The sequence below is a fragment of the Streptomyces sp. NPDC041784 genome (assembly GCF_055591025.1).
On sequence record NZ_JBVJAB010000004.1, the window covers coordinates 360,407 to 379,548 of the forward strand.

The 19,142-nt window shown below is 72.0% G+C and carries 16 protein-coding genes; 6 read left to right on the forward strand and 10 right to left on the reverse strand.

Features of this window, described 5'->3' with window-relative positions; translation table 11 throughout:
- Positions 1-11: 11 nt before the first annotated feature.
- Together ACZ6D7_RS11035 and ACZ6D7_RS11040 are read left to right on the forward strand one after the other, a co-directional pair.
- Positions 12-782: a cytochrome d ubiquinol oxidase subunit II gene (locus ACZ6D7_RS11035; protein ID WP_469487080.1), complete on the forward strand. Its 771-nt coding sequence runs from the start codon at positions 12-14 to the stop codon at positions 780-782.
- A 109-nt stretch (positions 783-891) separates the two neighbouring features.
- Complete coding sequence (locus ACZ6D7_RS11040) at positions 892-3,072, forward strand: MMPL family transporter (protein WP_469487083.1); 2,181 nt, start codon at positions 892-894, stop codon at positions 3,070-3,072.
- Positions 3,073-3,138: 66 nt separating this feature from the next.
- Here the strand turns inward: ACZ6D7_RS11040 and ACZ6D7_RS11045 are convergent, their stop codons facing one another.
- Together ACZ6D7_RS11045 and ACZ6D7_RS11050 are read right to left on the reverse strand one after the other, a co-directional pair.
- Positions 3,139-5,073 (reverse strand): helix-turn-helix domain-containing protein, encoded by a 1,935-nt coding sequence (locus tag ACZ6D7_RS11045; RefSeq protein WP_469487086.1) that lies wholly within the window; start codon positions 5,071-5,073, stop codon positions 3,139-3,141.
- A 373-nt stretch (positions 5,074-5,446) separates the two neighbouring features.
- Positions 5,447-7,171 (reverse strand): MFS transporter, encoded by a 1,725-nt coding sequence (locus ACZ6D7_RS11050; RefSeq protein WP_469487090.1) that lies wholly within the window; start codon positions 7,169-7,171, stop codon positions 5,447-5,449.
- Between the two features lie 109 nt (positions 7,172-7,280).
- Between ACZ6D7_RS11050 and ACZ6D7_RS11055 the strand changes: the two genes are divergently transcribed.
- Complete coding sequence (locus ACZ6D7_RS11055) at positions 7,281-7,814, forward strand: MarR family winged helix-turn-helix transcriptional regulator (RefSeq protein WP_469487097.1); 534 nt, start codon at positions 7,281-7,283, stop codon at positions 7,812-7,814.
- Positions 7,815-7,900: 86 nt separating this feature from the next.
- On the opposite strand, the gene ACZ6D7_RS11060 is transcribed toward ACZ6D7_RS11055, so the two are convergent.
- The 4 genes from ACZ6D7_RS11060 to ACZ6D7_RS11075 form a co-directional block, all read right to left on the reverse strand.
- Positions 7,901-9,115 carry an IS701 family transposase gene (locus ACZ6D7_RS11060; RefSeq protein ID WP_469487101.1) on the reverse strand — a complete coding sequence of 405 codons (1,215 nt, stop codon included), beginning with the start codon at positions 9,113-9,115 and terminating at the stop codon, positions 7,901-7,903.
- 650 nt (positions 9,116-9,765) lie between these two features.
- Entirely contained in the window at positions 9,766-10,791 is a 1,026-nt protein-coding gene (locus ACZ6D7_RS11065; RefSeq protein WP_469487104.1) for a Gfo/Idh/MocA family protein, read from the reverse strand.
- Between the two features lie 22 nt (positions 10,792-10,813).
- Complete coding sequence (locus ACZ6D7_RS11070; protein WP_469487108.1) at positions 10,814-11,605, reverse strand: arylamine N-acetyltransferase family protein; 792 nt, start codon at positions 11,603-11,605, stop codon at positions 10,814-10,816.
- Positions 11,606-11,639: 34 nt separating this feature from the next.
- The gene (locus ACZ6D7_RS11075) at positions 11,640-12,665 is read right to left on the reverse strand and encodes a 3-oxoacyl-ACP synthase III family protein (protein ID WP_469487113.1); all 1,026 of its coding nucleotides are present in this window, start codon (positions 12,663-12,665) and stop codon (positions 11,640-11,642) included.
- A gap of 280 nt (positions 12,666-12,945) precedes the next feature.
- Between ACZ6D7_RS11075 and ACZ6D7_RS11080 the strand changes: the two genes are divergently transcribed.
- A complete protein-coding gene (locus ACZ6D7_RS11080) occupies positions 12,946-13,620 on the forward strand; it encodes a hemerythrin domain-containing protein (protein ID WP_469487116.1) in 675 nt (224 codons plus the stop codon).
- A 52-nt stretch (positions 13,621-13,672) separates the two neighbouring features.
- Complete coding sequence (locus ACZ6D7_RS11085) at positions 13,673-14,695, forward strand: FAD-dependent monooxygenase (RefSeq protein WP_469487119.1); 1,023 nt, start codon at positions 13,673-13,675, stop codon at positions 14,693-14,695.
- A 77-nt stretch (positions 14,696-14,772) separates the two neighbouring features.
- On the opposite strand, the gene ACZ6D7_RS11090 is transcribed toward ACZ6D7_RS11085, so the two are convergent.
- Together ACZ6D7_RS11090 and ACZ6D7_RS11095 are read right to left on the reverse strand one after the other, a co-directional pair.
- A complete protein-coding gene (locus ACZ6D7_RS11090; RefSeq protein WP_469487123.1) occupies positions 14,773-15,495 on the reverse strand; it encodes an RNA-guided endonuclease InsQ/TnpB family protein in 723 nt (240 codons plus the stop codon).
- Complete coding sequence (locus ACZ6D7_RS11095) at positions 15,467-16,075, reverse strand: helix-turn-helix domain-containing protein (protein ID WP_469487127.1); 609 nt, start codon at positions 16,073-16,075, stop codon at positions 15,467-15,469. Before ACZ6D7_RS11095 ends, ACZ6D7_RS11090 begins: the two co-directional genes overlap by 29 nt.
- Positions 16,076-16,488: 413 nt before the next feature.
- On the opposite strand from ACZ6D7_RS11095, the gene ACZ6D7_RS11100 reads away from it, so the two are divergent.
- Positions 16,489-17,271 carry an AfsR/SARP family transcriptional regulator gene (locus ACZ6D7_RS11100; RefSeq protein WP_469487129.1) on the forward strand — a complete coding sequence of 261 codons (783 nt, stop codon included), beginning with the start codon at positions 16,489-16,491 and terminating at the stop codon, positions 17,269-17,271.
- 2 nt (positions 17,272-17,273) lie between these two features.
- On the opposite strand, the gene ACZ6D7_RS11105 is transcribed toward ACZ6D7_RS11100, so the two are convergent.
- Complete coding sequence (locus ACZ6D7_RS11105; protein ID WP_469487940.1) at positions 17,274-17,870, reverse strand: dTDP-4-dehydrorhamnose 3,5-epimerase family protein; 597 nt, start codon at positions 17,868-17,870, stop codon at positions 17,274-17,276.
- Positions 17,871-17,919: 49 nt separating this feature from the next.
- On the reverse strand, positions 17,920-18,987 hold the full coding sequence (locus tag ACZ6D7_RS11110) for a glucose-1-phosphate thymidylyltransferase (RefSeq protein WP_469487137.1): 1,068 nt from the start codon (positions 18,985-18,987) through the stop codon (positions 17,920-17,922).
- Positions 18,988-19,142 lie beyond the last annotated feature (155 nt).

Sequence of the window (19,142 nt, forward strand, 5' to 3'; positions counted from 1 at the left end):
AACGAACGTCCATGGAAACCCTTGCCGTCGCAACGCTCGGCTTCTTCTTCGTCGGTTACGTCGTCCTCGGCGGCGCCGACCTCGGGCTCGGCATGCTCCTGCCCTATCTGGGCCGCACCAAGGAGGAACGGCACCGCACGGTGTCCGCGATCTGGCCCCTGTTCCTGGCCAACGAGGTGTGGCTGGTGGCCGCCGCCGGGTTCTTCATCGGCGCCTTCCCGACGCTGGAGGGCGAGGTGTTCAGCGGGCTCATGGTCGTGTTCGTACCGCTGCTCGCGGGCTGGATGCTCCGGGACGCCGGGCTGTGGTGGCGGGCCGCGGGCAGCGGTCCGGCCGCCGACTGGCTGGTCTGCGCCGGCAGCTGGCTCGCGGCGGGCGGCTGGGGCTGGCTGATCGCCTCGCTGCTGAACGACTCCCCGACCGAGCCGACCTCCCTCGGGCTCGGCGCGCTGACCACGCTGTTCGTGCTGCTGCTGTTCCTCGCCCACGGGCTGGGCTTCGCGGCGCTGCGGCTGACCGGGACGCCGCTCGCGCGCGCCCTGCGGCTGACCGGGCGCGGCGGACGCGGCGGACGCCACTCGCTGCTGCTGACCTCGCTGGTGAGCGCCACGCTCGCGGTGCTGGCCGGGGCGCGGCTGCCGCTGACCGAGCACGCGGCGAGCGACACCGCGCTCCAGCTGCTCGTGCCGCTCTCGCTGGCGGCGCTGCCGCTGCTGCTGGCGGCCCATCTGTGGCTGTGGCGGCTGGTGAGCCGGAGCGGCTTCCAGCTCTCCTCCCTCTGACTCCCTCTGCCCCGAACCCTCCTGACCCCTGCCCCTTCCCCCCTCTTCGTCCACACCCCTGTGTCTGTCCCCTGCGTCCCTGCGCACGGAATGTACGGAAGTGAGCCCTATGTCCCTCACCGAAAAGGATCCCCGCGCCCCGGAGACGGGCGCCCGACCGCCCGCCAGTGCGGGGGTGTTCGCCCGGGTGGCGCGCTTCTCGCACCGGCGCCGCTGGCTGGCCCTGACCCTCTGGGTCGTCGTCCTGGTCGGCGTCTGGGCGGCCGCGTCGGGCGGCGACGACTACCGCGAGAACTACTCGCTGCCCGGCACCGAGTCGCAGGCCGCCGCCGACCTGCTCAACCACAGCAGCAAGACCAAGACCGGCGACAGCCTCCAGATCGTCCTGCACGACAAGGACGGACTGCGCGGCGCCGACGTCCAGCGGCGCGTCGACGGCATGCTGGCCGAGGTGGCGAAGCTGCCCAAGGTCACCCAGGTGCGCAGTCTGTACGAGGACGAGTCCGCGATCTCCCGGGACGGCACGATCGGGTACGCCACCGTCGTCCTGGACGTGACCTCGCCCAACATGCCCCGTGAGGACACCGAGCGGATCCTCGAGTCGGTGCAGAAGGTGGAGGGCCAGGGCCTCCAGGCCGAACTCGGCGGCGGCGCGGCCCGCAAGCTGGCCACCGGCGAGGGCGGCTGGGGCGAGATGATGGGCCTGGTCTTCGCGCTGGTCATCCTGGTCTTCATGTTCGGCACCCTGATCGCCGCCGGACTGCCCATCGTCACGGCCCTGTTCGCGGTGGGCTCCACGCTCGCGGTGATCGTGGTCGCCTCGCACTTCGTCACCATCGCCGACTACACGCCGTACGTGATGATGCTGGTCGGCCTGGGGGTCGGCATCGACTACGCGCTGCTGATCTTCGCCCGGTTCCGCAGTGAGCTGGTGCGCGGGGCCACCCCGGAGGAGGCGAACGTCAAGGCGCTGGACTCGGCCGGGCGGACCGCGTTCTTCGCCGGCTCGACGGTCATCCTGGCGCTGCTCGGCCTGGTCGCCCTCGGTCTCGGCTCGCTCCAGGGCATGGCCCTGTCGGTGGCGCTGACCGTCCTGGTCACCCTGCTGGCCTCGCTGACCCTGCTGCCCGCGCTGCTCGGCATCTTCGGCGACCGTTTCGCCCGTCAGTTCACCGCGCGGGCCGCCAAGCGGGCCACGTCGAAGCGTTCCGAGGAGGGCGCGGGCTGGCGCCGGTTCGCCTCGGGGGTGCAGCGCCGTCCGCTGGCCGTACTGCTGGTCGCCGTGGTGGCGCTCGGGGCGCTCGCCTTCCCGGCGCTGAGCCTCAGGCTCGGGTTCACGGACGCGGGCAACGACAAGACGGGCTCGACCAGCCGCGAGGCGTACGACCTGCTGTCGAAGGGGTTCGGCCCCGGCTTCAACGGCCCGCTGTACGTGGTCGTCGAGGGCAAGGGCGGCGCGGAGGCCCCGGCCACCGCGGTCGCGGAGGCCCTGAACGACACCGAGGGCGTGGCGGCGGCCACCGGCCCGATCCCCACCGACGACCCGAACGTGGCCACGGTGATGGCCTTCCCCACCACCTCGCCGCAGGACGAGGGCACCTCCGACCTCGTCGGCACGCTCCGCGACGACGTGCTGCCCCAGGTGGCGAAGGAGACCGGCGCCCGCTATCTGGTCGGCGGCGCCACGGCCGCCAGCGAGGACTACTCCGACAAGGTCGCCGCCCGGATGCCGGTCTTCATGGCGATCGTGGTCGGGCTCTCCCTGCTGCTGCTGATGGTGGTGTTCCGTTCGATCCTGATCCCGCTGAAGGCGGCGCTGCTGAACCTGCTGAGCATCGGGGCCGCGCTGGGCGCCATCTCGCTGGTGTTCCAGCACGGGATGTTCGGCATCGAGCCGGGGCCGATCGAGGCCTATCTGCCGGTCGTCATCTTCGCCATCGTGTTCGGCCTGTCCATGGACTACGAGATCTTCCTGGTCTCCCGGATCCAGGAGGAGTGGCACCGCGCCAAGGACCCGGAGGTGGCGGTCCGCGAGGGCCTCGGGCACACCGGGTCGGTCATCATCGCGGCCGGCGCCATCATGGTCGTGGTGTTCGGTTCGTTCATGCTGAGCCCGGAGCGGATGCTCCAGCAGATGGGCTTCGGCATGGCGGTGGCGATCTTCGTGGACGCGCTGGTCATCCGCTGTCTGATCGTGCCGGCGGTGATGCAGCTGCTCGGCCGGCGGGCCTGGTGGCTGCCGGCGCCGCTGGCCAAGGTCGTGCCCAGCGTCCAGCTGGAGAAGCACTGATCTGACAGGACGGGCCCGGACCCCGGTGGCCGCCCCGCCACCGTGATCCGGGCCCGTCCCGCGCGGTCAGTCGGCCTGCGTGCCCGGCTCCCCGGTGCCGCGCAGCGACTTGCCGACCTTGTGCAGCCGCAGCGCCAGCTGGATCTCCAGCGCCGGGCCCGGCTGCTGCCAGTCGGGGCCGAGCAGCTGCGAGATGCGCTCCAGCCGCCGGGCCACCGTGTTGGGGTGGACCTGGAGCGCCTCGGCCGCGTAGGTGGGGCTGGCGCCGGCGTCGAAGTAGGCCTCCAGGGTGGCGGCGAGGGTGGTGGAGCGCTGCTCGTCGTAGCTGATCACCGGGCCGAGGACCTGCTCGATGAAGGCGCCGATGTCCCGGTTGCCGCCCAGCAGCATGCCGACGAAGCCGAGTTCGTCGGCCATCGCGGGCGTCTCCATGCCCTCCTTGCCGAGGACGGTGAGGACGTCCAGGCAGACGACCGCCTCCCGGTAGGCGGCGAGCAGTTCCTTGGGCCCGCCGTGGGCGGCGGCCGCGCCCACCGGGACCGGCCGCCCCAGCGTCTCGCCGAGCCGCTGCATGACGTCCCGGGCGGCCTCGCGGGCGTCGGAGTGCGGCAGCAGCAGCACCAGATGCCCGTCGTGGAGCGTCTTGGCGCCCCCGCGGAGCCAGACGAACGTGGAGGCCCAGGTCGACACGCGCTGGCGGTCGCCGACCTGCACCCGGGTGACGATGACGGCGTGCCGGCTGCTCAGGTCGAGCCCGAGCCGCTGGAGCCTGCGCTGCCAGCGGCGGCTGGACGGCACGCCGTTGATCAGCTCCTCCAGTGCCTCGTCGCGGACCTTGCGGTCGGCCGACTCGGTGCTGCGGTTGAGCTTGGCGAGGATGCCGGCGGCCTGGACGGCGTACTGGACGAGGGTGGGGTCGGGTTTGTGGCGGGGGTCGTGGCCGCACAACACCAGTGCGCCCAGGTCCTCGTCCCCGGCGCGCACCGGGGCGACGGTGACGCCGTCGGCGGGCTGGACGGTGCGGTGTTCGGCGCGGGCCGTGAACACGGCCTCGGCCAGCTCCCGTTCGTCCCCCTCCCAGCGGCGGCCGGAATGGGCGAGGATCTCGTCGTTCTCGTCGCGCAGCCACACCGAACCGCCGAGCGCGGCGCTGACGGTGGCGGCGAAGGCGTCCAGGTCGACGCCCTGGAGGGCGAGTTCGACGAGTTCCCGGCCGCGGGCCGCGGTCTGCTCCCGGGTGCGTTCCCGGGCGCGCAGCCGGTCGACCTCCAGGGTGAGGTCGGAGATCCGGCCGTGGGTGTACTCCACGGCGCGCACCCATTTCATGGCGGCGGCGCCGTAGTCGGCGAGGGCGGACATCAGGGCGACCTCGTCGGCGGTGTAGGAGCGGGAGACCCGGTCCCCGCCGAAGACGACGCCGACCACGTTGTCCCCGACGCACAGCGGGACGGCGAGCACGGCGGTCAGGCCCTCGTCCATGACGACGGACTCGACCTCCTCGGAACGCTCCACCGCGTCGTCCCGGAGGTAGTCGGAGGTCCACACGGGGGTCCGGCCGACGGACTCGATGGCCCGAAGGCCGTCCCGGGCCGGAATGCGGACCACCTCGTTGCGGTCGGAGATCGCCCCGTCGCTGGCCCGGATGCACACGCCACCCTGTCCGTCGAGCAGCAGCGCCCAGGCCATGTCGAAGTGCAGCAGCAGTCGGGAGCGGCGGACGAGCGTGGTGAGCAGCGCGTCGAGGTCGTGCTGTTCGGCGAGGTCGCGGGCCGAGTCCATCAGGAGGGCCAGCTCGTTCTTGCGGCGGTCGAGGTCGGTCATCCACTGTTCGATGCCGAGGGCCAGTTCCTTGGCGCGCTCCAGCTCCCGCATCAGGCCGGGCGGCGCGCCGACGCGCCGCGCGTGCGCCACCGGCTGGCTGAACGCGCCTCGTGGCGCTCGGGACGCCAGGAGTTCCAGATAGGTCAGGACACCACTCAGGGTGGCCGTGTCTTGAGACATCACGCTCCGAGCTGTGGGCAGGGGGCACGCTCTGCCGGCGCGTCGATCCGGCGCGGCAGGGCGCTGTCGGGTGGGGGACCGTGCGCGTCCGCCTGTCCGTTTCACGGCGGAAGGAATGCGGATGGTGCGGATGCCCGCCGGGCCCGGCGTCGTGGCGCCGCGGCGGGGTGGGGGGCGTGGCCTGATCTGCTGTTGTCCTCCGTCACGTCCCGGTCAGTCCCATGGATGTCCATGGACGTCATTAGCTCTTCTTCGGACAGTCGCGATCAAGTGACTCCTTGGAATTGTCCGAAACTGTCGGCTCGGGTCCGCTCCGTCCGGGGCCGTGCCCTGGGGGGAGGTACGGCGGTGGGGCGGGGCGGACCCGGAGCCCTCAGGTTTCCTGGGGCCGGGCCATCCGCGGCAGCGACACCATCAGGACGGTCATGACGAGGAACAGGCCCGCCGAGTACAGCAGTCCCCGGCCGAAGGAGCGCGAGAAGGTCTCGGCCCGCACCTCGGGGGTGCTCTCGGCGAGGACGACGGCCGCCGTGCGGGCCTGCTCGGCGGTGACGCCCGGGGGCGTGCTGCGGCAACTGTCGGGCACCACGGCGGGGTCGGGTTCGCCGAGCCGGTCCTCGGTGCAGGCCCGGAAGCCCGCCAGGATGCCGTCCTGGGTGCCCCGGTCGGCGAGTCCGACGGCCGTCAGCTCCTGCCGCACCTTCGCCTCCACCGCGTCGACGCCCTTGCCGGACTGGCCGGGCATCGCGCCGAGGAACACGACGGCGACCATCGCGATGCCGATCGACAGGCCCAGCTGTCCCGAGGTGTTGAGCACACCGGAGGCGGATCCCGCGTCCTTGTGCGCCACGTCGGTGAGGGCGAAGTCGACCACGGGAGCCACCACCGCGCCCATGCCGAGGCCGAAGACGAACAGCGGCCCGGCCATCAGCCACGAGCTGATGTCCGTGCCGTAGTGGTCGCCGACCAGCACGAACAGCAGGGCGCCGGCGACGAGCAGGACGCCGCCGGCGAAGAGGACCTTGCGGCCGTACTTCGGGGTCAGCTTGTCGCCCGCCATACCGGCCGTGATCATCAGGCCGAGGAACATGGGGAGCGCGGTGAGTCCGGCCCGCATGGCCGACCAGCCGAGCCCCGTCTGCATGTAGAGGGACCACATCAGGAAGAAGGTGCCGTAGGCGATGCTGTAGAGCAGGTTGACGCCGAAGCCGCCCGCGAAGCTGCGGGTGCGGAACAGGCTCGGCGCGATCAGCGGGGTCCCGCCGCGGGCGACGACCCGGCGCTCGTGGACGACGAACAGCAGCAGGACGGCGACGGAGCCGGCCATCATCAGGAACGACCAGGCGGGCCAGCCCAGTTCGCGGCCCTGGGTGAGCGGATAGACCAGCATCAGCACGCTGGCGGTGGCCAGGACGACGCCCACCAGGTCCAGGCGGGGCTTGTCGGGGGCGCGGGACTCACGGACGTAGAGGACGCCGGCGATGAAGGTGACGATCCCGACGGGGATGTTCACCAGGAAGATCGGGCGCCACTCCAGGCCGAACAGGTCGGCGCTGACCAGCACGCCGCCGACGACCGGGCCGAGCACGAGCGCGAGCCCCGCGACACCGCCGTAGGTGCCGAGGACCTTGCCGCGCTCCTCCTTCGGGAAGGTCACGTGGATGATCGACAGGACCTGGGGGATCATCAGGGCCGCGGCGGCGCCCTGGACGGCGCGGGCCACGATCAGCAGGACCGGTCCGGGGGTGAGGCCGCAGACCAGTGAGGCGACGGTGAAGGCGCCCAGGCCCAGCAGCAGCATGCGCTTGCGGCCGTAGATGTCGCCGAGCCGGCCGCCGGTGATCAGCAGGGCGGCGAAGGCGAGCGAGTACCCGGCGGTGATCCAGGCGATCGCGGAGTAGCTGGCGTCGATGTCCTGCTGGATGCTCGGGATCGCGACGTTGACGATCGTGACGTCGAGCAGGTCCATGAACGCGGCGAAGAGAATCACGGCAAGCGCGTACCAGCGCTTGGGGTCGGGAGGAGGGGCTGAGCCCGCCTCACGCACCTCCTCCTCCCGGGAGGTGTCCTCGGCGGACTTGTCGGTGGGGACGGTCATCGCAGCTTCCCAGCCCTTCCTCGGATCGTGTAGCCTCACTTTTAAAGCATCTCAGGGAGAGAATATCTCGGAAACAAAGATATAAGGAAAGTAAGGTGAGGCTTGCGCCGTGTCAACCGAGAACATTGAGCCGACGGGCCCCAGCAGCTATCACGAGGGCATCGGCAAGCACACGGGGGACGCGGAGCGCGACGAGGTGTTGAAGCAGGCGATGGTCGCCGGCCGTGAACTCGGCCTGGCCTTCCTGTCCCTCAACGCAGCGGCGGCCCGCGCGCTGAACATGCACCCCACGGACGCGTGGATCCTGTCCTACCTCCAGAGCGTGCCGCCGGACGTGCCCACCACCCCCGGTGACATCGCCCGGGTCACCGACCTGACCACGGGCGCGGTCACCGGCGTCGTCGACCGCCTGGAGGCGGCCGGTTACGTCAGTCGTGAACGCGACCCGCACGACCGGCGCAAGGTCGTCATCAAGCCCGCAGAGAAGAGCAAGAAGGTCGCCGACGTCTTCCGGCCCACCCTGGACGACTCGATAGACCACGGACTGGCGTACACCACCGAGGAACTCCTCACGGTGATCCGCTATCTGCGCGAGGGCAAGGAGATCACGGACCGGACCACGGCCCGGCTCCGCGAAATGTAACGGGCCCGGCCCGCCGCACTCCCCGCACCGACAGCCGCCGGGCCCCTGGAAACAGGGGCCCGGCGGCTGTCGGTGTCGGCACGGCCTCAGCAGGCCTCCGCCATCATCCCGTCGGACAGCGAGCCCAGCACCGAGACCGCGTGGGCCGCGGACGCCAGGGTCACATGGCGGTGCCAGCCGCCGTAGGAGCGGCCGATGAAGTCACGGATGCCCAGCCGGTCGGCGGTGGTGCGGAAGTCGTGCTCGACCCGCCGGGTGAGTCGGGTCAGCCGCACCAGGGCGTGCAGCCGGGCCTCCGTCATGTCGGTCAGCCAGAACTCCGTGGGCCACTGCCGACGCCCCTCCCCCACACCCAGCAGGGTCAGTTCGCCCGGCCCGGTGACCTGCTGGACGGCGCGTGAGGGCCGCACCCGGACCAGGGCCGCCAGCTGCACCGCCCGGCCGGCCTCCGGGCCCGCACCGGTCGGCAGCACCGGCCGCACCTGGTCCCGGGCCGAGGTCATGATCTGCGCCGCCTGGAGGACGTCCGGCTTGCGGCCGCGCAGCGCCGGGTCCGTCACCGTCAGCTGGAGCGAACCGGAGACCCGGGCCAGGAAGGACGTACCGGAGGCCCGGAACCGCGAGATCGCCGACGCCAGGTCCAGATGGCGGGCGTCCAGCACCACCGGCCGGGGCGGCAGACCCCAGCCGCGGGCCGCCTCCACCGCCGCGCCGACCGCCGACTCCGCCGGGGACAGCTCCTGCACGTCCTCGGGGATCGAGGCCTGACGGCGCCGGGAGCGGTCGTCCAGCCACGCCGCGGACAGGTGCAGCCGCCAGTTCACCGGAGCGCTCAGCTCCTCGGTGGCGAACCACACCCCGGTCGCCTGCTGGGCGTTGACGAGCTGGCCCATCTCGGACACGTACTGCCGGTCCACCCCGACGGAGTTCTCGCCGGCCTTCGGGATGACCATCGGCCGCACCACGTACGCCAGCGGCGAGGCCTGCTCGGCCAGGTGCCGGGCGAGCGAGAAGCGCACCGGCATCCAGTCCCAGGTGGAGTTGCAGACGAAGTGGTGCAGGCTCTGCTCGGTCGCCGAACCGCCCAGCAGGACGGCCATGTTGCGGATCGAGCGGCGGCCCTGCGCGCCGAGCAGGCCGCGCAGATAGTCGACGCCCTTGCTGCGCTGGTCGCTGCGCCGTAACGAGGCGAACAGCACCGCGCTCAGCTCGTTGAACACCCGTTCGTCCCAGGTGTGCTGGGAGGCCCGCCCCCGGCCGTCCGAGAACCGTCCGGCCGGTATCTGACCAACAGCGTTCATGTGTTCCCCCGTTGAACGTCGGATGTGTGTGGTGGAGAGAGAAGCGAGACGGAGCGAGGTGCCATGCCTGACCGGCGGCCTTCGAACTCCCGGCGACGCATGCCCTTGGGGCGCACCACCGTGCCCTTTCCGCCACCACAGTGCCCTTTCCGCCGCCGCGGGCCAAGGTTGAGAGGCCACCCTCTGACCGGCCGGACGTGAGGGTGACCACCTCCTTCCGCTTGCCAACCTGCGTTCGGCTCCCGGGAGGCGTCCGGTCCGGACGCCGGGCACCGCGCGGGTGGTGGCCGGGCAACCCAGGAAGCCCCGGTTCCGCCCGTCGCACGGGTGCCGGACGACCGCAGCCCGTCAGGAGGACGGCAGGACCCCTGGTGGGGACGGGCTGGTGAGGCGGGCCGGGCCGGCCACGGGGAGGGCCGGGCCACCGTCGCCCCCGCCGTGGGGTTCTCGCCACACCCGGCCGAGGGGGACGTGCAACACCGGCCACCACACACCGCCGAGGGGGACGCGCGACACCGGCCATGGGCCTGCCGCGCCGGCCACCACACACCGAACGCCCGCCCCTCACACACCGAACGCCCGGCCGCGCGGCCCACGAGGGGCTGCGCGGCCGGGCGTTCGGCGACGGGGCCGTCGGGAATCCCGCGCGGTCAGGTCAGGGTGACGACCTGGGCCTGCGCGGCGGAGGCGAACAGGGCATCCATCACACGGGCCTGCTCCAGCGCGTCGGCACGGCCGTACGGCGGCGGCGTGCCGGTCCGCAGGGCCCGCGAGACGTCGTCGAACAGCATCCGGGAGACGGCGTACGGCTCGTCGCAGCCGTGGACGCCCTCGGGGTCGACCGGCAGGTACTCGCTGACCGGGTCGGCGTGCGGCGGCGGGCCCTGGGTCTGGAGTTCGAGCCGGGTGATGTCGCGGCTGAACCACGGGTCGTCCAGGACCAGCCGGCCGGTGGTGCCGACGATGTGCAGCGCGTCGCCGCGGCACACCTCCTGCCCGACCTCGAACTGGGCGAGGACGTCGTTCGGCAGCCGCAGCTGGGCCGAGAAGTTGAGGTCGGCCCCGCCGTCGCGGCGCACCTCCTCCCCGTACACCCGCTCGGGGGTGCCGCCGAAGAGCCGTACGGCGGCGAGGGTGAAGGCGCCCAGGTCGAGCAGTCCGCCGCCGCCGAGGGCACGGTCGCGGCGGAAGTAGTCCGGGGGCAGGCTGGCCGTGCAGGCGGCGTAGATGTACCGCAGGTCGCCGATGCCCCCCTCCTCCACCAGCCGCCTGGCCAGCAGGGTCCGCGGGTGATGGCGGAAGAAGACGCCCTCCACACACGTCCGGCCGGCCTCCTCGGCGGCGTCGAAGACCCGCTCGGCGTCCGCCGCGCTCAGCGCCAGCGGCTTCTCCACCACCACGTGCTTGCCGGCCCGCAGGGCGCGGATCGCCCACTCGGCGTGGTCGACCGGGTGGAGCGCGACGAAGACGGCCTCCACCTCGTCGTCGGCCAGCAGGTCCTCGTACGAGCCGTGCGCCCGCGCGAGCCCGTGGTTGTCGGCGTACTTGCGGGCCTGCTCGGGGTCGTCGTGCGCGACCGCGACGAACTCGGTCGTGCGGGAGGCGGCGTTGGCGCGCATCGCGACGTCGGCGTAGCCGCCGGTGACGAGGAGCCCCCATCGCACCTTGCTGTTCATGACAGATGTGTCCCTTCCGGCGTCAGACGCCGTTGTCCGCCCGCGGCAGGTCCGGTACGTCGGTCAGGGTGATCCCGAACCACTTCTCGAACTCCGCGACGAACTCGGCGTCGTCCGTCAGCTCCCGGGACTCCTTGCCGCCGTCGCGGTGGTGGGTGAGCACCCGGTTGAAGAGGGAGACCCGGCCGGTCGCGGTGACGATGGACGCCCACAGCTGGCCGGCGCTGCTGGCGTCCGGGGAGGTGGCGAAGTACCACATGAGGGGCTCGAAGTCGTCGAGGTCGCGGGGGTGGGTCTCGGCCCGCCAGCGCAGCACGCCGTCGTGGACCATCTCGATGTCGCCCTGCGGGGTGTGCACCAGCTGGTACTCGCCGTGCTCGTCCTTCTGGATCCCCCGCTCGGCGATCTTCAGCGGCCGCCGGCTGGCCCAGCGGAAGCCGACGTCCACCAGGTACGACTGGTCGAGTTCGACCCGCAGCACCAGATGGCCGTTGTGGACGCCCCGGAACGCGGAGTGGCCGTTGTGCAGCACCCGGCCGCCGAGCGGGACGACCCGGAAGCCGAGGGACTTCAGCAGCAGCGCGAACGCCGAGTTCAGCTCGCCGCAGCCGCCGCCCCGGCGCCGCCGGACGATCTTGTCGAAGACGAACTCCTCGGTCATGCTCGGTATCTCGCGCTCGACGAAGGAGAGCGTCTCGAAGGGCACCGTCATGAGATGGCGTTCCTGGAGATAGCAGAGCGCCTCGTAGTCCGCCTTCTCGGGCCGGGTGGCCCCGATGCGTGCGAGATACGCGTCGACGTCGATGTCGGTCATTTCTCGTCCATCCTCGTGTGGGTCGGCGGCGCGGTTACCAGCGCAGAAGGGTGAAGGCGTACGTCAGTCCGGCCCCGAAGGCGATCATCAGCACGAGGTCGCCGGGGCGTACGGCGTCCTCGCGCACCGCCTGGTCCAGGGTGACCGGGATGGAGGCGGAGCCGGTGTTGCCGTAGACGGGTGCGGTGAGATGGGCCTGGGCCTGCTCCAGGCCGAGCATGCCGGTGAGATGGGCCACCAGGTTCGCGTTTCCCTGGTGCATCACCAGGTGCGCGATCTCGGACTTCTCGACGCCGTTCTCCTTGAGGAAGTCGTCGAGCATGCCGGGCACGGCCTCCTGGAGCGCCGCGGAGACGGAGCGGCCGTCCATGTGGACGTAGTGCGCGCGTCCGTCGACCGTCTCGTGGCTGGCGGGGCGGCGGCTGCCGCCTGCCGGGATGGTCGCCAGCCCGGCGATGGAGCCGTCGCTCAGGAGCTTGGTGGCGAGGATCCGGGGGCGGCCCTCGGCGGCCGGTCCGAGGACGACGGCGCCGGCTCCGTCGCCCCACAGCACGACCGTGCGCCGGTCGGCCGGGTCGAGGAAGCGGGTGTAGGCGTCGGCGCCGATCACCAGGGCGTGTCCGGGAGTTCCGCCGGGGGATCCGAGGAGGAACTTCTCCGCGGTCGCGAGGCCGGTGAGAAAGCCGCTGCACGCGGCGTGCACGTCGAACGCGGCGGTGTTCGTGTCGCAGCCCAGCTGGTCGGCGACCTGGCAGGCCACGGCGGGCCCGAGGACGTCGGGGGTGGTGGTGCCGACGATGACGAGGGAGAGGTCGGCGGCCCGCAGCCCGGCGCCCGCCAGGGCCTGGCGGGCGGCCTCGGCCGCGAGGTCCGAGGTGGCCTGCTCCGCGCCCGCGCGGCGGCGGGTGTGGATGCCGGTCTTGCGGACGATCCAGTCCTCCGTGACGCCCGCCGGGCCGGCGAGTTCCGCGTTGGTGATGACGTTCGGCGGGACGTACGAGCCGATGCTCGCGATGCCGACGGCGCGGCCGTCGCTCCGAGTTCCGTGATGGGTGCTCAACTGTCGCGTTCCTCCTCTGCGCGGACTCGCCCGAAGGGCCCGGGAGAGGTCCCGGCGAGCCGAAAGCCGCACGTGCGGGTCCCCAGCGACTGTGCCGGGGTCCGGGCGGAGGACAAAGGGCGGCTGTCCGACTCTGTCAGGTGAGGGGATGAAGACACCCACCAAGGAGCTTTTTCAGTGAGATGCTTGCTCACTAAGACATTCTGCGGTTACGGTGCGGTCTACCGAGGCCGGCACCCAGGGCGGTGGCCGTCATGCCCGAAACGTTCCAGGAGACCCCATGAGCAGCGAAGACACGGAACTCCACGGCGCGAGCAAGCGCTTCCGCGACCAGCCGCAGGGGGCGGTCGACTTCACGGTCATGTTCCTGACGCATGACGCCCTGCTGCGCGACATGCGCCGGTTAGAGGCGGCCGTGGCCGAGGGGCGCCAGGGCGAGGAGGCCGTGCGCACCGGCTGGGACACCATCAAGCACGAGCTGCACATCCACCACGTCGGCGAGGACGAGGCGGTCTGGCCCCAGCTGCGGGAGAAGGTCACCGACGCCGGGGAGCTCGCCACGCTGGACCTGATGGAGGCCGAGCACGGGCAGATCGACCCGCTCCAGGAGCGGGTGGACGCCGCGTTCACCGCCGGCGGCCCGGAACTCCAGGCCGCGGTCAAGGAGTTCGCCGCCTCGCTGGCCCTGCACATGGAGCACGAGGAGGACCGGGCGCTGCCGCTGGTCGAGCACCACCTCGGCACCGAGGGCTGGGCCAAGTACCACCAGTACATGATGGGCAGCCAGGGCATGGACGAGGTGGGCTTCTACCTCGCCTGGCTGCTCGACGACGCTCCCGCGAGCGCCCGGGAGAAGGTCCTCGGCATGCTTCCGCCGCCGGTGCAGGGCCTGTTCCAGCAGTCGTTCGAGCCCGCCTACCGGGCGACGCCGCGCTGGACCACGCCCACCGTCTGAGCCGCGGCGGCCGCTGGTGGCCGTCGCGCGCGCCCCGGCCACCCGGAAGGTGATGATGCCCCTCTCCATGGGCGAGGTCGTCGTCGCGGGGAGCGGCGTCGGCGGCCTCGCCGCGGCCCTGGCCGTGGCACGCCAGCGGCACTGGGTCACCGTGCTCAGGGAACGCGACCCGTTCGTGCCGCCGGACGCCGGGGTCCATCTGACGCCCACCGCGCTGCGCGCCCTCGACCAGCTCGGGATCGGTCTGGACGCGCGCCGGCGGGCCGTCACCGTGCACGAGGTGCACCTGGTCAACGGGGTGACCGGACGGCCGATCTCCACCGTGCCGACCGACTCGCGCCACGGCCGGCCGCACGCCGTGGTGCACGGCGGCGATCTGTACGACCTGCTGCTCGGAGCCTGCCGAAACGATCCGGCAATCCGGATCCGCGAGGACACCTCGGTGGTCCACTACGAGCAGACCGACCAGCTCCTCACCGTGTTCCTCGGCACCGGCGAACGGCTCCGCCCCGACGCGCTGATCGGCGCCGACGGCGTCTGCTCACCCGTCAGGCAGCGGCTGACCGGCCAGCCCGGACGGGTCTCGCCGTACGCCACGTTCCACACGGCGGTCCCCCGGGCGCGGGTGCCCGCGCGGCTCCAGCCGCAGCTGTCGGCGCGCACCGCGGTCACCCTGTGGGAGGGGCCGTCCTGGCAGCTGGCCCACTACCCGTCCGGGGACCGGCGGGTGGGGATCACCGCGACCTGCGCGCACGACGCGCCCGCCCTGGTGCGGGGCGCGCCCGCGACCGCCGCGCAGGTCCTCGACCGGATGCCCCGGCTCGCCGACACGGCCCGGGAACTGGTCGGGCTCGGCACCGAGTGGCGGATGTGGGTGCCCTGCGACGGGGACCGGGACCCGCGCCGGCACGACCGCCGGGTGGTGCTCACCGGCGCGGCCGTCCGGCCCGCCTTCCTGCACTCCCTGCCGACCGCCTTCCACGCCGTCGACGACGCGGTCCGGCTCGGCAACGTGATGGACTGCGACCCGGCGGACTTCCCGCAGGCGTTCACGTCCTACGCGGGGCGGCGATGACCGGCGGGGCGGCGGCGCGGGGTCCCTGGCTCGCTTCCTTCATCGGCGTCCGGTCCTTCCTTGACATCCTCCCCCTCTTAAAAAAGGGGGATTCCAACCCGGTTGGGTTGAGGTTCACGGGCGCTCGAGCGTCCGGTGGCCGCTGCCACCCCTCCGGCACCGGCTGAGCGCCGGGGGCGGGGGATCCCGCCCTGTCCTGCCGCGACGTTGTGTGCCGCATTGGTGTCCGCGTTGCTGGTGAAGCCGCAGGACACGCACTCGAAGTCGGCTTGGCTCTTGCGCGACTTCTTCTCGATCCAGCCGCAGGCACTGCACCGCAGGCTCGTGTAAGGGGCGGGAACGTCCTCGACCCGGCCGGGCGCTTTGTGCTCGGTACGCTGCCGGAGCAGGCCCCAGCCCTGGGCGAGGATCGACCGGTTCAGGCCGGATTTCTGCGCCACGTTCCTGCCGGGCTGCTCGACGGTTCCCTTCGCGGAGCGGGTCATGTTCTTGATGTTCAGCTTCTCGAACCGGACGAGATCGAAGTCACGGGCGAGCATGGTGCTGGTCCTCTCGCACCAGTCCTTGCGCCGGTTCGCCTCCCGCGCCTTGAGCCTGGCGGCCTTCGCATATTCGGCCGCCTTCTCGGGGCTGCCCTTCTTCGCCCGGGCCGCCCGCCGCTCGTGCTTTCGGATCCGGGAGCGTTCCCTGACGGTGAGCTGCGGGCAGTTCAGCTTCCGGCCGTCGGAGAGGGCAGCGGTGATCGTGAAACACCGGTCGATGCCGATCACCTCACCCGTGCCGGGCGCCGGGATCGGCACAGGGACGACCGCGAACGCGATGTGCCACTGACCGTTGCGGGAAGGTGACCCGGAACGTCTTCGCGTCGGGCAGCCGCGCGCCCCTGCCCTTGGCGCTGAGGCGGAGCCGGACCCAGCCGCAGCCGGGCACCCTGACCTGCGCCCACCGCCGGTTGAGCCTCTGCACGACCACAGAGCGGCCCATGACCTGTTTGCCGGTCTTCGCGTTCAGCTTCGGCGACCCGTCCGCGGTGCACTCCGGTACGCGGTCGGTGCCGATGACCCGGAAACCCTCGTGCCGGAACTTCCTGCGCCATGTCGGCTCACCGAACCCGGACGTGAACCTGGCGTTCCTGGCGTTGGTGAAGTCCTTCAGTGCCTGCTGCTGCACGTCCGCGTTCCCGGAGCCCAGCCACTCGTTCTCCCGCCGGGCCTCGGTCAGCTGGCGGCACTGCTCCACGAAACCGGGCGCGCTCTTACGCCACCGGCGCCAGTGCGAGTGCTGCTCAACGGCAAGGTTCCAGACGTACCGGGCGTGCGCGCAGTGCAGCAGCATCTGCCGCTCCTGCACGGGCGTCGGGTACAGCCGGAAACGTGACATGCCACGAAACCTAGCCATCCTGCTCCCCTCCCGCGCACGCCTTCGATCACCATCACCCCTGAGAGTGAAGACCAGCCCCGCATTCCAGGGCACCCCCGGCCACAGGGCCCTAACCCGCCGACACCACGAACGGCTTGAGGCCGGCCTCACCTCCATATCTCCCGAGACGACGAATCGCCCCGGCGGCGATTCGGCTTCCCCTGCCCGGCAAGCAAGGTGGTACAGGCGGTCCGGTCCGCATTAGACGCGGGTTCCGGCGCGCGGTGCCACGGAATCGAACGCTCTTCGTCAGGTCGCGCGCGCCGGGACGGGTCCGCGTGGCGCCACCTGACACAGTCCCCTGTTCCTCGTCCCCTCCTCCCCCGCACCCCCTTACCGTCGGCCCCGGGGACCTGACGGACGGGGAGGTCGCGGTGATCGAATTCTTTGTGCTCGGGCGGTTGGAGGCGCGGTCCGCGCGGGGGCTGGTGGCGGTGCGCGGGGCGTTCCGGCGGGCGTTGTTCCAGGCCCTGGCCATGAGTGAGGGGCGGGTGGTGTCGACGGAGGCGCTGGTGCGGGAGGTGTGGGGGCGGGACCGGCCGGACGGGGTGGGCAACGCGTTGCAGGCGCACGTCAGCCGGCTGCGGCGGCAGCTCGACGCGCTGGAACCGGAACGGCGGGGCAGCCGGCTGGTCGGGGATCCGCACGGGTACCAGCTGCTGCTGGACGACGCCACGCTGGACGCCGACGCGTTCGTCCGCGCGGTGCACGAGGCTCGGGCGGCGGCCGGGCGGGATCCGCGGCGGGTGCGGGACCTGCTGCGCGGGGCGCTGCGGCTGTGGCGGGGGCCGGCCGTGGGCGGGGAGAGCGGCGGGGTGCTGTGCCGGTCGGCCGCCGCGCGCTACGACGAGTACCGCATCCAGGCCCTGGAGCTGCTCTTCGACAGTGAGCTGGCGCTCGGTCACCACGCCCATGTCCTCGGGGAGTTGCGCGAGGTGTGCGCCGAGAACCCGCTGCGGGAACGGTTCTTCGAGCAGCTCATGCTGGCCCTGTACCAGTCGGGCCGGCAGGCCGAGGCGCTGGAGACCTACCGTCAGCTGTCGTCCCGGCTCACCGGTGAGCTGGGCATCGAGCCCTCACCGCTGCTGCGGCGCACCGAGCGGGCCATCCTGGAGCACGACCCGCTGCTCGCCCCGCCGGTGGCCGCCGCGCCGTGACGTCAGGCCGGCCGCGCCCCCGCCCGTGCCGCCGCCCGCGTCGCCTCGTAGGACGGGAGCAGGCCCTCGGCGCGGGCCTGGGCCAGGGTGGGGGCGGTCGCGTCGCGCGGGGACTGGACGGCGTCGGCGACCGGCCACCGGATGCCGAGGCCGGGATCGAGGGCCTGCACGACGTGCTCGCGGCGCGGGGCGTACGTCTCGTCGAAGAGGTAGAGCATGGCCGCCTCCTCGGTGAGGGCGCAGAAGCCGTGGCCGAGCCCCTCCTCGATGAGCAGCGCCCTGCGGCCGGTGTCGTCCAGCCGTACGGCCTGCCAGGCGCCGAAGGTCGGCGAGCCGGTGCGGATGTCGACGACGACGTCCAGGACCGCGCCCCGCACGCAGGTCACGTACTTGGCCTGGCCGGGCGGGACGTCCGCGAAGTGGATGCCCCGCACGACCCCGCGCGTGGAGAGCGAGACGCTGCCCTGGAGGGTGTCGAAGCGGCGGCCCGTCACCTCGGCGAGCCGGTCGGGCCGGAAGAACTCCCAGAGCGCGCCGCGCGCGTCCTCGTGCACCTGCGGGACGATCTCCCAGGCGCCCGCCACGGCCAGCGGTCTGATGTCCATGGCCCTTCCCCCTTCACAACAGCGGCCTTCGGATGGGCAGCCGTCAGATCGGCAGCTGTACAGAACTGTGGTCGCCCAGCACCAGCCGGGTGCTGTTGGGCACGCGCGGCGCGGCCGTCACCACGGCCCGGCGGCCGATCAGGGACGCCTGGAGCCGGGAGACGCCCTCGATGGAGGCGTCCGGCAGCACGATGGAGAACTCGATCTCGCTGCGGACCACCCGGCAGCCGTCGGAGACGGAGGTGAAGGGGCCGACGTAGGCGTCGGTCACCTCGCAGCCGGCGCCGATCACGGCGGGGCCGATGATCCGGGAGTTGCGCACCACGGCCCCGGGGGCGACGACCACCCGGCCGACGATCTCGCTGGCCTCGTCCACGTCCCCCTCGACGAGCGGCTCGACCCGCTCCAGCACCTCCCGGTTGACCTCCAGCATGTCCTGGACGTTCCCGGTGTCCTTCCAGTAGCCGGTGATCTCGGAGGAGCGCACCCGGCGGCCGTCGTCGATCAGCCGCTGGATGGCGTCGGTGATCTCCAGCTCGCCGCGCGCCGACGGGGTCAGGGTGCGGATCACCTCGTGGATGCCGGCGGTGAAGAGGTAGACGCCGACGAGCGCCAGGTCGCTCTTGGGGAACTCGGGCTTCTCGACGAGGCCGACGACCTCGCCGCGTTCGTCGAGTTCGGCCACGCCGAAGGCGCTCGGATCGGCGACCTTGCTGAGCAGGATCCGGGCATCCACGGATTCCCGGCGGAATTCCTCCACGAAGGGCACGATGCCGTCGACGATGAAGTTGTCACCGAGATACATGACAAAGTCGTCGTCGCCGAGGAATTCCCGTGCGATGAGCACGCCGTGGGCCAGTCCCAGCGGTTTGTCCTGCCGGATGTAGGTGATGTCGACACCGAAGCGGGAACCGTCGCCGACGGCCTCCCGGATCTCCGCCGCGGTGTCGCCGACGATCATGCCGACCTCGGTGATCCCGGCGTCGGCCAGCGACTGGAGGACGTAGAAGAGGACCGGCCGGTTGGCGACCGGGACCAGCTGCTTGGCGGACGTGTGGGTGATGGGGCGCAGTCGGGTGCCCGACCCCCCGGCCAGTACCAGTCCTTTCACGGCAACTCCTGAACAGTCGGTGCGCTCTCATGGACCTTCGACGGTCGCCTCCCATGCTGACCCCCGCCGCTGACACTCCCCTGGGCCGTCGAGCACGCCCCGCTGACCTTCCGCTGACACCTCGCTGACGGACCTGATTTATTACCTGGCAGGTA